Raw genomic sequence first — 13,852 nt, 5'->3', positions numbered from 1 at the left:
TTACGAATTAGGTTGCTGATCGGCAGGACCAGCGGCGTCTGATGGGGAAGAAGAACGGGTGGCTTTCCGATGGTTTTTGACCTGGCCGGTCTTCCGGTCGTGCTCCTCAGTATTTAGCTGCCGAAACTCCTCTTCCACCGACTCGAACTCGGTACGCAGGTTGGCAATGGTGGCTTCTAGCACCCGGCGGCGGCGGGCCAGTTCCCGGTCTTTGCGGGCCAACTCTTGCCGGGCCGCTAGTTCCTGCTCCTGCTCTTGCAGCTGCCGCACTAAGCGGCTGGCCCCCGTTATAATGCCGGTTGGCCCCACCACAACGTCCAGGAGCTCAACACCTTTATCGGTAATCACAAACTCACGCACTTGGTTGGAGTGCGCCATTCCGCGCGATTTTAGAATGCTGAGGCCCCGGTTCCGCTCGCCCACGCCTTCCAGGTCTCGCACACTAATCCAGGTATCTACCAGCGACGACACCCCTTCTTCGGTGGTATCCATCTGGAGGCTGCCACTGATGAGCGAGGTGAACAAAGCCGTGATGTTGTTGACCTTCAGAAAATCGATGAGCCGGGTGAGCATGCTGCGCACTTCGTTCACGTTGCCCACACTGATGAGGTTGCTGATGGGGTCGATGACCACGGCCGTGGGTTTGAAATCGTGCACCAGCTTGTGAATGGTAACTAGGTGCCGCTCCAACCCGTTGAGCGTGGGCCGCGACGCTTCTATGATCAGGCGACCGTCCTGCACGTGGGGTTCCAAATCAATGCTCACCGACAGCATATTGCGAATCAATTGGTGCGGCGATTCTTCGAAGGCGAAGTACAGGCAACGCCCACCGTGGCGGCAGACTTCCTGCGCAAACGCAGCGGCCAACGTAGTTTTGGCCGTGCCGGCAGTGCCCGTGAGCAGAATGCTGCTGCCCTGATAAAACCCGCGGCGGCCGAACATCTCATCTAGCGCCGGAATACCCGTCGAAACGATGTGGTCGGACACCCGATGTTCCAGCCGCAACGACGTAACCGGCAGCACGGATATGCCTTCCTCACTGATTAGATAAGGATACTCGTTGGTGCCGTGCGTGCTACCGCGGTACTTCACAATGCGCAGCCGGCGGGTGGTAATCTGGTCAATAACGCGGTTGTCGAGCAAGATTACACAATCAGACACGTACTCTTCCAAGCCCTGCCGAGTGAGGGAGCCGTCACCGCGCTCAGCCGTGATGATGGTGGTAACGCCTTTGTCTTTGAGCCAGCGAAACAGCCGCCGGATTTCCGAGCGCAGCACGGCCTGGTTGGAGAAGCCCGAAAACAGCGACTCAATGGTATCAAGCACCACACGCTTGGCGTTGATGGAATCAATGGCGTAGCCCAGCCGAATGAACAGGCCTTCTAGGTCGTACTCTCCGGTTTCCTCGATTTCGGAGCGGTCAACGTGCACATGGTCGACGCGCAGCAGCTTCTGAGCTTGCAGAGCCGGCAGGTCGAAGCCCAGCGACGCCACGTTGGCGGCCAGTTCCTCGCTGGTTTCCTCGAAGGCCATCAGTACACCAGGCTCGTTGTACTCCAAGGCCCCGCGCACCAGAAACTCCACACCCATCAGGGTTTTGCCGCAGCCCGCGCTGCCGCAGATGAGGGTGGGGCGCCCCAGCGGCAGGCCGCCTTCGGTAATTTCATCGAGGCCTTCGATACCGGAAGGTGCTTTAGGCAGCGTAGCAAGCCGCGGAGCAGCGCGAAGATTGTCGTGCATAAACTATAGATATGAGGGCGTTTGCTGCTTCAGTTGAAGTACCGGAGCATAAATTTCAATCTACCCGATTCAACCGAGGCCACCTAGTTACCTTGTGCACCGCACCAGCCAACAGGGTCTTGAGCAAAGGTGCATAATTCGCGGCGGACAACTACGGCTGCAACGAGAAAGTGCGGGTAACCGAATTGTACGGACCCGGTATCAGCTTGCCGTCGGAGTCAATCAGCTCCAGTTTTACGGTGTTTTCGCCCATCGGGAGGCCTTCCATCATATAGGGCGCCCACTGATCGAGCATGAACTCGCTGCCGTTGATAGTAGCTCGCACTTGGGTGCCGCCGGGCTCTAGCGTGGTATTGACGAGGTAGAAATCCAGCATCACCTTCTGAGCGTCTTTGCCGCTGTACACGTCTTTGGGGCGGCTGTAGAACAGGTGCGGTGCTTTAAGGTCGAAGGTGGGGGCCGGCGCGTTGGAGGGCAGCTTACCCACCGTTACTAGGCGCAAATCGTAGGCGCCGCGGTGCTTGAGGCTCTCGTGGTAGGAGCGCGACAGAAAAGATAGCACCACGTGTTGCCCGTCCACAATATTCTTGGTGAAGTTGGTTTCGTAGTGCGCCGAGTAGGGCTCATTGTCCACGATGTTGTGGATGTGCTGGCCCTTCATGGAATTGGCCATTTCCTCGCCATGCATGCCGCCGGTCATCTTGGTGAGCTGAAAGTTGGTTAGCTCGTATTTGAACGGTACCGCGCCGCTAGGCACAGTAGAACCAGCCGCCGGCGTGGTTAGGCGCAACTGGGCCGTGGGGTACTTCGGCGAATCCAGGAAGGGCGTCAGGCGGATGCCGTTTTTCTCGATAGCTGCCGCCGAAACCGTGGTAGTAGTAGTAGTTGGTGTGGTAGAAGAAGTGGCTTCGGTGGCTTGTTTGGCCGTGTCGCAGGCCGCTAACCCCATTAAGATGATACCACTTAGCAACAAAGCAGGAATACGCATATAGAAAAAACGGAAAAAGAAAACGGATGATTATACTGTTGTGTTACTGTTAGCTAGCCATGCAGGCAACGTACCCGCAGAAACATCGTACGTTTTTTGAGTACCTTGCATGACACCTGTTCATTGTCCAAAAGTATAGTGATTTTCCAAGATGGAAGACAAACTGCTGGAAGAAATTCCCTCCCTCGACCTCGCTGACTTTCGCTCCGGCGACCCAGAACGCAAAGCTCGCTTCGTGCAACAGCTCGGCAAAGCCTACCAAAGCATTGGGTTTGTGGCCCTGAAAAACCACGGCCTTAGCGAAGAACAAACCCAGGCCCTGTACGCCGACGTGAAATCGTTCTTTGCCCTGCCCGACGACAGCAAGCAACGCTACGAAAACCCAGAACTGGCGGGTCAGCGTGGCTACATCAGCAAGGGCAAAGAGCACGCCAAAGGCCGCAACACCGGCGACCTGAAAGAGTTCTACCACGTCGGCCAAGAAGTGGAAGACCACACTGACCCGATTGGCAAGGAGTACCCGGCCAACATCTGGCCTGAAGAAGTACCCACCTTCCAGAAGAGCACCTTTACTACGTACCGCACTCTGGAAGCGGCCGGCAAAGACGTGCTGCGCGCCATTGCGCTGTACCTGGAGTTGCCCGAAGATTACTTTGATGACAAAGTGCGTAACGGCAACAGCATCCTGCGCCCAATTCACTATTTCCCCATCGAAGATCCTGACGCCGTACCAGCCGACGCCGTACGTGCTGCCGAGCACGGCGACATCAACCTGATTACGCTGCTCATGGGCGCCAGCGCCGACGGCCTGCAAGTGAAGCGCCGCGACGGCAAATGGATTCCGATTACGGCCCTCCCCGACCAGATTGTGGTGAACGTGGGCGACATGCTTCAGCGCCTTACCAACGGCGTGTTGAAAAGCACGATTCACCGCGTGGTGAACCCTGCCCGTGAGAAAATGAACTCGTCGCGCTACTCGGTACCGTTCTTTATGCATCCCCGCTCGGAGATGAGTCTTGCCGCCCTCAACAGCTGCGTAACGCCCGACAACCCTAAGAAAGAAGCGGACATTACGGCCGGCGAATTCCTGAACGAGCGGCTGATTGAACTGGGCCTGAAGAAGAAATAGTAGTTGCTTTCGACTGTTGACACGACCGAATTACCAGTGAAAACGGCTGGCTCTGTATGCGGAGCCAGCCGTTTTTTTGCGTACTTACCGTAGCTGGCCAGCTCGGTCCTAAGTTCTATTGCCCGCTCCCACTCCTATTGCTCTTGCCCTCTCCGCCGCCCTCTCCCCTTCCATCCAACGTATCGCTTGGTCCGCCGCCCGGCCGGGGTAAGCGGACTCGCCGGGTGCGGGGTATTATTTTTCTTAAGGACGTAGCGGCGCTGGCTTTCACGGCTTTTGGCGGTCCACAAGCGCACACGGCCATGATGCTGCGCCTGCTGGTTGATAAACGCCGCTACCTTACCTCGGCGGAGCTACTGGAAATCATGGCGTTGTGCCAGTTACTACCCGGTCCCGGCTCCACTCAAACCATCACGGCCATCGGCTTCCGGCTGGGCGGGCCCAACCTAGCCTATCTCACGCTGCTGGTCTGGATGCTGCCCGCCGTTACCATCATGACGGCGGCGGGCGTAGCCATCAACTACTTTGATAAAGAGCAGGTGGCGCGGCTGGTGCAGTACATTCAGCCTATTGCGGTGGGGTTTGTGGCGTACTCAGCCTACAAGATTGCCGAGAAGGTAATTCATACCAAAACCTCGGTGGCTCTGATGGTAGCGGCGGCCATGCTGGCCTACCGGTTCCAGCTACCAACGGTACTACCGCTGCTGCTGCTGGGGGGCGGGCTGGTTACCACCTTCCGCTACCGTAAGCTCACCCCCATTGCCGATAAGCAGCCACTCCGCATCGAATGGGCTAACTTCATACTGTGGCTCGGCGTGTTGATTGGGGCGGCCGTCATTGGGCACTACACGCGGGAGCTGCCAGTGCTGCTATTCGAGAATTTCTACCGCAATGGCTCCCTAGTGTTTGGCGGCGGGCAGGTGCTGGCCCCGTTGCTGTTCGCCGAGTTTGTGGAGTTCAAAAGCTACCTTTCGGCGCCCGAGTTTCTGTCGGGTTATGGGCTTACGCAGGCTTTGCCGGGTCCCAACTTCGCCTTTGCGTCCTACATCGGGGCGCTGGCTATGCGGGACTACGGTATTGGCGGGCAGATTCTGGGCGGGGTAGTGGCAGCAGCGGGCATCTTCATGCCAGGTACGCTACTCATCTTCTTCCTGATTCGGTTCTGGGACCAGCTCAAGCAATACCGTGTGGTAAAGGCCTCCTTAGAAGGTGTCAATGCCGTGTCGGCAGGTTTAGTGTGCGCGGCCGTATTTCTGCTCTATCATCCCCTCCCTGACACTCCTATCAACCTAGGGCTTATCGGCGCTACGTTCTTGGTGTTGCTCTGGGAGAAGATTCCGTCCTACCTTATTGTGCTGGCGGGCTTATTGGCCGGCGTGGTTTTTTAAGCATCAAAAAAGGCTGAAAGACGATACCACGTCCTCCAGCCTCTTTCTTCTTTTAGCTTTCTGATTTACTCGCCTACCATGAGATGCTCCGGCAAACGCAGCAAGTAGTCGCCGTAGCCGCTCTTTCGCAATGGTTGCGCGATTTTGCGCAGCTGGTCGGCATCAATAAAGCCTTGGCGGTAAGCCACTTCTTCGATAGATCCTACCTTCAGCCCCTGGCGCTGCTCCAGCACCCGCACAAACTCGCCGGCCTGCATTAGGCTCTCGAACGTGCCGGTATCCAGCCAAGCGGTACCGCGGCCCAGAATGCCCACTTTCAGCTTGCCGCGGCGCAGATACTCCTGGTTTACGTCAGTAATTTCGTACTCGCCGCGGGGACTGGGTTTCAGGTCTTTGGCTATTTGGATAACGTCGTTGTCATAGAAGTAGAGGCCTGGCACCGCGTAGTTGCTCTTTGGGCTAGCAGGTTTCTCTTCAATGCTCAACGCCTTTTTATCAGCGTCAAATTCAACTACGCCGTAACGCTCTGGGTCGTGCACGTGGTAGGCATATACCACGCCGCCATCGGGGTTGTTATTGGCTTTTAGCAACTCTTCCATGCCTTCGCCGTGGAAGATGTTGTCGCCGAGCACCAGCGCCACTTTATCGTCGCCGATGAAATCAGCGCCTAGCACGAAAGCCTGCGCCAGTCCGTTGGGCACTTCCTGCACGATGTATTCAAAGCGGCACCCTAGGCTAGCGCCGTCACCGAGTAGCTTCTTGAACTGCGCTTGGTCGTGGGGAGTGGTGATAATCAGGATTTCCTTGATACCTGCCATCATCAGAATCGACAGCGGATAATAAATCATCGGCTTGTCGTAGACGGGCATAAGCTGCTTGCTGACAGCCAGCGTAAGTGGGTGCAACCGGGTTCCAGAGCCGCCGGCGAGAATAATGCCTTTCATGAGTAGGGACTTAGGGTCTTAGAAGAGTAAGAACTTAAATAAAAGCCGACATGCTTCGGCAAGCTCAATATGACAGGCAGGTTAGTTTCGCTCGGCAATAAATTCCTCGTTGGTCTTGAACCACTCCAACGTCTGCTGCAAGCCCTCCCGAATCCGGATTTGCGGATTGTAGCCGAGTAGATTTTCGGCTTTGGTGATGTCAGCAAGAGAATCCCGGATGTCGCCAGGACGGTCGGGGCCGTACTCAGGCGTGATGTCGGAGCCAGCTTCCTCTTTGAGGATATTGAATAGGTCGTTGAGGGAGGTACGGTCGGCTACAGCGATGTTGTAGACCTGATTTACCGCTTCAGGATTCTGTACCAGTGCCGCCTTGATGTTGGCCTGCACACAGTTTTCTACGAAGGTGAAGTCGCGGGTCTGACCTCCGTCGCCGTTCATGCGCGGCGGCTTGCCTTCCAGCACGGCATCAATAAACAGCGGAATAACCGCCGCGTAGGCGCCATTCGGGTCTTGGCGCGGGCCGAAGATGTTGAAGTAGCGCAGCCCGATGATTTCCATGCCGTAAGTCTTACCGAATACATCAGCATATAGCTCGTTGGCATATTTGGTTACGGCGTACGGCGAGAGAGGCTTACCAATCCGGTCTTCCACCTTGGGCAGGGCCTTATGGTCGCCGTAAGTGGAAGAAGAGGCAGCGTACACAAACCGCTTGATGCCAGCCTCTTTAGCGCCTACCAGCATATTCACGAAGCCACCCACGTTCACGTCGTTGGTGGTGATAGGGTCGTTGATGGAACGCGGTACGGAACCCAATGCAGCCTGGTGCAACACAATATCGATGCCTTTGCAGGCGTCGATGCAGGTTTGCCGGTCCCGGATATCACCTTCAATAACGCGCAAGGCGGGGGTGCCTTCAAACAGGGCCACGTTCTTGCGGAAACCGTTGGAATAGTTGTCGAGTACGCGCACCTCTTTGGCCCCGTACTTCAACAGATACTCAACCAGATTAGAGCCAATAAAACCGGCCCCACCCGTCACCAGAAAAGCCAGGTTATCGAGCGGCTGGTCGTGAAAAGGAATGTCGTACATTATAATGATTCAGAATTGACGCCTAGCGGCTAGCGTATTGCGTGCGGTAATAATCTTGGTAAGCGCCGCTGGTCACGTTTTGCAGCCAAGCCTCGTTTTCCAGGTACCAGTCTACAGTCTGAGAGAGGCCCTGCTCGAACGTAACGGACGGTTTCCAGCCCAGCTCGTTCATGATCTTGCTTGAGTCGATGGCGTAGCGCAGGTCGTGGCCGGCGCGGTCCGTCACGAAGGTGATGAGCTTGCGCGAGGTACCTTTTTCCTTGCCGGTTTTCTCGTCTAGCGTGTCGCAGAGCAAGTGAATCAACTCCAGGTTGGCCCATTCGTTCACGCCGCCGATGTTATAGGTTTCGCCGAGAGTGCCCTTGTGGAATACGGCATCAATGGCAGTGGCGTGGTCTTTCACGAACAACCAGTCGCGCACATTTTCACCCTTGCCATACACGGGTACCGGTTGCCCATGCTGAATGCGGTGGATGGCCAGCGGAATCAACTTCTCGGGGAAGTGGTTGGGGCCGTAGTTGTTGGAGCAGTTGCTGAGCTTGATAGGCAAGCCGTAAGTGTGGTGCCAAGCCCGCACGAAATGGTCGGAAGCCGCCTTGCTGGCCGAGTACGGCGAGCGGGGGTCGTAGCTGGTTTCCTCGGTGAACATGTCGGGGCCGAAATCCAGGGAGCCGTACACCTCGTCGGTGCTGACGTGGTAGAAGGTTTTGCCTTCGTAACCCAACGGCTTCCACAGGTTTTTGGCGGCCTGCAACAGGTTCACGGTACCAATTACGTTGGTTTTCACGAAGGCCAACGGGTCGGTGATGCTTCGGTCCACGTGGCTTTCGGCGGCCAAGTGAATCACGGCGTCCGGCTCTTCGGTAGCAAACAGATGGTCGATAAAGGCTTGGTCGGTGATGTCGCCTTTGACCAACTTGTAGTTGGGCGCGTTTTCAATGTCACGCAGGTTTTCCAGGTTGCCGGCATACGTCAGCGCGTCCAGGTTCAGAATCTGGTACTCCGGATACTTGGTTACGAACAAGCGCACCACGTGCGACCCAATGAAGCCGGCCCCGCCGGTAATAATGATTTTCATTTTCTTGAGCTATTAGCTATTAGCTGTTGGCTGCTAGCTTTTTGTGAAGTCAATTTTCAGGAAAGCCAACAGCCATGAGCTATCAGCCATCAGCAAGCCTATAGGCTCTGTTGCCACTTCCAGGCGCTGGCAAGGGAATCTTCCAGGGAAGTACTAGTGCTAAAGCCCAACTCCTGCACCGATTTGGTTACGTCGGCGTAGATGGCGGGTACGTCGCCGGGGCGAGGCTCACCAATTTTGTAGTTCACCTTCACGCCGGTAGCGCGCTCGAAAGCCTGTACCACTTCCAGCACCGAGTTGCCGCGGCCGGTACCCACATTGAAGGTTTCCACTTTGTCGCCGGTTTTATCGAGCAAGCGCTGCACGGCTACCACGTGGGCTTTAGCTAGGTCCACCACGTGCACATAGTCCCGGATGTTGGTACCGTCGGGCGTGTCATAGGTGTCGCCGTAGATGGTGAGCTGCTCCCGGATACCGGCTGCGGTTTGCGTCACGTACGGAATCAGGTTCTGGGGCACGCCCAGCGGCAGTTCACCAATGAGGGCCGAAGCGTGGGCGCCAATTGGGTTGAAGTAGCGCAACAGGATGGTGCGGAAATCGGAGCCCAGACCTACCACGTCGCGCAGGATGTCCTCGCACATTTGCTTGGTAGCGCCATACGGCGAGTTGGCTTTCTTGGTGGGCGTCTGCTCGGTTACGGGCAGCGCATCCGGAATACCATACACGGTGCACGACGACGAAAACACCAGGGCTTCCACACCAAATTCGCGCATCACCTGCAACAAGGTCAGCAAAGAGCCCACGTTGTTCTGGTAGTACTCCAACGGCTTCTGCATCGACTCACCCACAGCTTTGTAGGCAGCAAAGTGAATCACACCACGCAAGCTGCCTTCTTCAGCAAACACGGCCCGCAGCGCTTCCGCATCGTTGCAGTCGATGTTGTGGGCAGGCACTTTCACGCCCAGAATCTTCTCGATGCCTGCCAGCGCCGATTCCTGCGAGTTAACGAAATTATCAACTATTACCGGCTGAAAACCAGCCTCGTACAGCTCCACTACGGCATGTGAGCCGATATATCCCGCCCCTCCTGTTACAAGAATCTTTGTGCGCTCCATCTGTGAAATTGTGAGTTTGTGAAATTGTGAGTTTGTGAAGCGAAATGGTAATTATCTGAATTGCTGTATTGCAAAAAGTCCGACAACTTACCATTTCACAAGTTCACAAGTTCACCTTATAGGCTCCAATATTGCATGTTTTGAATCTTCCCCCGGAATAAGCCCTTGATATCCACCAGCACGGCTTTTTCGGAAGTAATCGACTGGAAGTAGGCTTCGTCTTTTTCGAGGTAGGGCTTGTGGCTTACAGCTACCAGCACGGCGTCGTAATCGTCACGCACTTCGGTGGGCGGCGTGAGGCGGAACCCATACTCGTGGTGCAGCTCGTCGGAATCGGCGTGCGGGTCCACGATGTCCACGTTCACCGAGAAGTTCTTTAGCTCCTGAATCACGTCGGCTACTTTGGAATTGCGGATGTCCTCCACGTTTTCCTTGAACGTAGCGCCCATTACTAGCACGCGGCTGCGGGCCACGTCCTTGCCCTGCCGGATCATCATCTGCACGGTTTTGCGGGCAATGTAGGCCCCCATGTTGTCGTTGGTGGTCCGGCCGCTCAGTATCACCTTGGCATCATAGCCCAGTTCTTTCGCCTTGTAGGTCAGGTAGTAAGGATCCACGCCGATGCAGTGGCCACCTACCAGACCGGGCGAGAACTTCAGGAAGTTCCACTTGGTGCCAGCGGCTTCCAGCACCTCGTAGGTGTTGATGTTCATTCGGTCGAAAATCATCGACAACTCGTTCATCAATGCAATGTTGACGTCGCGCTGGGTGTTTTCGATGATTTTGGCAGCTTCGGCTACCTTGATGCTGCTGGCGCGGTGTACGCCGGCTTTCACCACCAGCTCGTAGGTTTTGGCAATGTTGTCCAACGACTCGTCGTCGCAGCCAGCCACTACTTTGATGATGCTAGAAAGCGTGTGCTCTTTGTCGCCGGGATTGATGCGCTCGGGCGAGTAGCCGACCTTGAAATCCTCAGGAAATTTCAGGCCCGACAGCTTTTCCATTACTGGAATACAATCGTCTTCGGTGCAGCCAGGGTACACGGTGCTTTCAAACACCACATAGTCGCCCTTCTTGAGCACCTTACCTACCGAGGTAGAAGCGCCCAGCAGTGGCTTCAGGTCAGGTTGGGCGTGCTCGTCGATGGGCGTGGGCACGGCCACAATGTAGAAGGTAGCCTCGCGTAGCACGTCCAGCGAATCGGTGAACGTAATGTCGCAGCCTTCGAAGTCTTGCGCATCCAGCTCGCCGCTCGGGTCGATGTGGTTGCGCATCATGTCTACACGCTTGGCATTGATATCGAATCCAATAACCTGAAGCTTACGGGCAAATTCGAGGGCAATGGGCAAGCCCACATACCCGAGGCCAATAACGGCTAGCTTTGCTTGTTTCTGAATAAGTTGCTCGTACACAGGGGGAGGTATTAGGGTCGTATGGCTTGGGCTGAAATTATCAGCCGAAAACTAAAAATTAACAGAGACTTTACACGGGAGCAGTGCTCCGGGACACTTGGCCGCTGGTAAGTTGGTAGGTTTCTCCGCTTTCCGGGCAGGTGGCATACCCGGTTTCGTTGAAGGTAAGCCGCTGGCCGTGGGCGCTCATCCAACCGCGCGGACGGGCTGGGTTGCCATACACCAGCGCGTACGGTGCTACATCTTTGGTTACTACGGAGCCTGCGCCCACAAACGCATATTCGCCTAGACGCACCCCGCACACAATAGTAGCGTTGGCCCCAACACTGACGCCGCGGCTTAGTACGGTAGGCTGATATTCGTGCTTGCGCACTACGGCAGCTCGAGGGTTCAGCACATTGGTGAATACCGCGGAAGGCCCAATGAACACGTCGTCGTGGCATTTAACGCCGCTGTAGAGGCTCACATTATTCTGCACCTTCACGTTGCAGCCCAACTCCACGCCGTCGGCTATAAACACGTTTTGCCCCAGGCTGCACCCTTCGCCTAGCTCGGCACCGGCGCTCAGGTGGCAGAAGTGCCAAATCTTGCTGCCAGCCCCAATGCGGCAACCGTCGTCGATGACGGCCGTGGGATGCGCAAAATAGGATGGTTCGGGCATGGACTAGCGCTGGCGTTCAGCCGACAAAGGTAGGGCTTTTCGCAATGCACCATATGCCCCGGCCCAGCCCGTTCGCCGAGGCTAACTGCCTGCTCAACCAGTATCATACTTCGGTGGCTTCCAGCATTGCTTATTAAGGAATCAGAACCTGCTGCCTGCTGCTTAGCGGGGCCAGGTAGCTCGCACCATACGAGCCTTACCAAATATGTCGGGCCGCGCTTCCACGGCTTCATACTCCAGAGCAGTTAGAAGGGCCACGGTTTGGGCGGCGTATTGTTCGTTGACTTCAAAGTACAGCGCGCCACCCGGTCGGAGCAGCGTACTACCTAGGTGGGCAATTCGGCGGTAGAACAGCAACGGGTCGTGGTCAGGCACGAACAGGGCGGTGGCCGGCTCGAAGGCCAGCACGTTGGGCCGCATCAGGGCCCGCTCTTTTTCCAGCACGTAAGGCGGGTTACTCACTAGTATATCCAGCGTGTGGGATGGGCCTAACTGCGGCGTTTCCAACAGAATGTCCAGCTGTTGAAAATCAATTTCGCAGCCGTACCGCTCGGCGTTGCGGCGAGCTACAGCCAAAGCTTCCACCGAAATATCAACGGCCGTTACCTGAGTGGGCTGCAAGGCCCGGCACAGCGCCACCGGAATACAGCCGCTTCCGGTGCCAATATCCAGCACCGAAAGCTCAGTTTCTTGCCCTTGCTGCTCTTGCACAATAAGCTGCACCAGTTCCTCGGTTTCGGGCCGCGGGATAAGCGTGGCAGGCGTTACTTCCAGTACCAGGTCCAGGAACCACGCCTCGCCGAGCACATATTGCAGCGGCTCGTGGCGCAGCAGCCGCTCCTGCAAAGCGGGCAGTTGGGCTTGCACGTTTTCTGGCACTGGTTCTTGCGCCTGCACGCGGCGTTGCAGCGGGGTAAGGTCGAGCAGGTGCTCCAGTACTAGTCCGGCCATGCTTTCCGCTTCCTGCGTGGGGTAAATGGCAGCCAGGGCAGCGGCAAGGTCGGCGGTAAGGTGGCGGAGCGTAGACATGCAGCGAAAGTAGCGCGGAAATTCGTTCCGCAACGAGCACAGCGAGTATCTAGTACCGCACAACACGCGTAGGAATTCGCGTTGCTCGTCGCGGAACGGATTTCCGCGCTACTTTCGCTTTTCTGTCCTGCTGCCCCAACCAACCTGCCCATGCCTGCTTCCGATTTCGATGTTTTGATGATGCGCCGCGCCCTCGACCTGGCCCGGCTAGGCACAGGCTATGCCCGCCCTAACCCTTTGGTGGGCTGCGTAGTTACCCACGAAGAACGCGTAATTGGGGAAGGCTTGCACCAGCAATACGGGGGGCCACACGCCGAAGTAAATGCCCTGGCCAGCGTAGCCGACCATACCTTGCTACCGCACAGCCGAGTGTACGTGACGCTGGAGCCTTGTGCCCACCACGGCAAAACCCCGCCCTGCGCCGCCCTGCTCATCAGCAAGAACGTGGCAGAAGTGGTAGTCTGCAACCTCGACCCGAACCCGTTGGTAGCAGGCAAGGGCATAGCCAAGCTGGAAGAAGCCGGCATCAAGGTGGAAATTGGCGTGCTAGAAGCGGAAGGACGTTGGCTGAACCGCCGGTTTTTCACGTTTCAGGAGAAGAAGCGGCCTTACGTGGTACTGAAGTGGGCCGAAACGGCCGATGGCTACTTGGCTGGGCCGTACTTCCAGTCGGTGGCCATCAGCGGAGAGTTAGCGCGCGTGGCAGTGCATCAGTGGCGGGCCGAGGAGCAGGCTATTCTGGTGGGCACCCGCACTGCGCTCCACGACAACCCGCACCTTAACCTGCGCGAGTGGCCTGGCCAAAACCCCACCCGCGTGGTCATCGACAAAAACCTGAGCTTGCCCCCTACTCATCACCTTTTCGATGGCAAGCAGCCAACCGTAGTATACACGTACCGCGAAAAAGCTACCCGCGACAATGTGGGCTACGTGGTGCTGTCGGAGGCCGAGGACCTGTTTCCGCAGATATTCAATAACCTGCACCTGCGCAACGTGCAGTCGGTGCTGGTGGAGGGCGGCCCTACGGTGCTGAACTCGTTGCTGAAAGATGGCCTCTGGGATGAAATTCGGGTATTGCGTAGTCCTAAAAAGCTCGGTGGCGGTGTCAGTTCGCCCAAGCTCGGTTTGGCTGGTCTGCGCGAACAACGGCAAATTGGTGCCGACGAACTACTTGTATTCGTGAACAACAGCAACAAGTAGCTCCCGCACTGAATTAACTAAAGCAAACAGCTTCATTATCAATAGGTAGCGCAACAGCGAAAATCCTTCCTGCCGGCTG

General features: G+C 56.5%; 12 protein-coding genes. 3 read left to right on the top strand and 9 right to left on the bottom strand.

Translation table 11 applies throughout. The annotated features are described in order from the left end of the window. On the bottom strand, positions 1 to 1,740 hold the full coding sequence (gene kaiC / locus G536_RS29385; RefSeq protein ID WP_022825846.1) for a circadian clock protein KaiC: 1,740 nt from the start codon (positions 1,738 to 1,740) through the stop codon (positions 1 to 3). Positions 1,741 to 1,891: 151 nt separating this feature from the next. Continuing rightward, the gene (locus G536_RS0122405; RefSeq protein ID WP_022825845.1) at positions 1,892 to 2,728 is read right to left on the bottom strand and encodes a hypothetical protein; all 837 of its coding nucleotides are present in this window, start codon (positions 2,726 to 2,728) and stop codon (positions 1,892 to 1,894) included. Positions 2,729 to 2,879: 151 nt separating this feature from the next. Here G536_RS0122405 and G536_RS0122400 point away from each other — a divergent pair, with 151 nt between their 5' ends. Next, positions 2,880 to 3,857 (top strand): isopenicillin N synthase family dioxygenase, encoded by a 978-nt coding sequence (locus G536_RS0122400; RefSeq protein WP_022825844.1) that lies wholly within the window; start codon positions 2,880 to 2,882, stop codon positions 3,855 to 3,857. A gap of 224 nt (positions 3,858 to 4,081) precedes the next feature. Further along, positions 4,082 to 5,245 (top strand): chromate efflux transporter, encoded by a 1,164-nt coding sequence (gene chrA, locus G536_RS0122395; protein WP_022825843.1) that lies wholly within the window; start codon positions 4,082 to 4,084, stop codon positions 5,243 to 5,245. 65 nt (positions 5,246 to 5,310) lie between these two features. Here the strand turns inward: chrA and rfbA are convergent, their stop codons facing one another. The 7 genes from rfbA to prmC form a co-directional block, all read right to left on the bottom strand. Then, positions 5,311 to 6,189 carry a glucose-1-phosphate thymidylyltransferase RfbA gene (gene rfbA / locus G536_RS0122390; protein WP_022825842.1) on the bottom strand — a complete coding sequence of 293 codons (879 nt, stop codon included), beginning with the start codon at positions 6,187 to 6,189 and terminating at the stop codon, positions 5,311 to 5,313. Positions 6,190 to 6,270: 81 nt separating this feature from the next. Then, positions 6,271 to 7,278, bottom strand: coding sequence for an SDR family oxidoreductase (locus G536_RS0122385; protein WP_022825841.1), 1,008 nt, complete (start codon positions 7,276 to 7,278; stop codon positions 6,271 to 6,273). A 22-nt stretch (positions 7,279 to 7,300) separates the two neighbouring features. Further along, positions 7,301 to 8,356, bottom strand: a complete 1,056-nt coding sequence (gene rfbB, locus G536_RS0122380) for a dTDP-glucose 4,6-dehydratase (protein ID WP_022825840.1) — start codon at positions 8,354 to 8,356, stop codon at positions 7,301 to 7,303. A gap of 98 nt (positions 8,357 to 8,454) precedes the next feature. Next, positions 8,455 to 9,471, bottom strand: coding sequence for a UDP-glucose 4-epimerase GalE (galE, locus tag G536_RS0122375; RefSeq protein ID WP_022825839.1), 1,017 nt, complete (start codon positions 9,469 to 9,471; stop codon positions 8,455 to 8,457). 116 nt (positions 9,472 to 9,587) lie between these two features. Continuing rightward, positions 9,588 to 10,883, bottom strand: a complete 1,296-nt coding sequence (locus G536_RS0122370) for a nucleotide sugar dehydrogenase (RefSeq protein WP_022825838.1) — start codon at positions 10,881 to 10,883, stop codon at positions 9,588 to 9,590. Positions 10,884 to 10,953: 70 nt separating this feature from the next. Further along, complete coding sequence (locus G536_RS0122365; protein WP_022825837.1) at positions 10,954 to 11,544, bottom strand: acyltransferase; 591 nt, start codon at positions 11,542 to 11,544, stop codon at positions 10,954 to 10,956. Positions 11,545 to 11,706: 162 nt separating this feature from the next. Then, entirely contained in the window at positions 11,707 to 12,573 is an 867-nt protein-coding gene (prmC, locus tag G536_RS0122355; RefSeq protein WP_022825836.1) for a peptide chain release factor N(5)-glutamine methyltransferase, read from the bottom strand. 150 nt (positions 12,574 to 12,723) lie between these two features. On the opposite strand from prmC, the gene ribD reads away from it, so the two are divergent. Continuing rightward, positions 12,724 to 13,773 (top strand): bifunctional diaminohydroxyphosphoribosylaminopyrimidine deaminase/5-amino-6-(5-phosphoribosylamino)uracil reductase RibD, encoded by a 1,050-nt coding sequence (gene ribD, locus G536_RS0122350; RefSeq protein WP_022825835.1) that lies wholly within the window; start codon positions 12,724 to 12,726, stop codon positions 13,771 to 13,773. Positions 13,774 to 13,852: the final 79 nt, after the last annotated feature.

The sequence above is a fragment of the Hymenobacter norwichensis DSM 15439 genome, from assembly GCF_000420705.1.
In the GTDB taxonomy this organism is placed as follows: Bacteria; Bacteroidota; Bacteroidia; order Cytophagales; family Hymenobacteraceae; genus Hymenobacter; species Hymenobacter norwichensis.
Note: the sequence above shows the minus strand (reverse complement) of the source record. Positions and strands in the feature narration are given on the sequence as shown.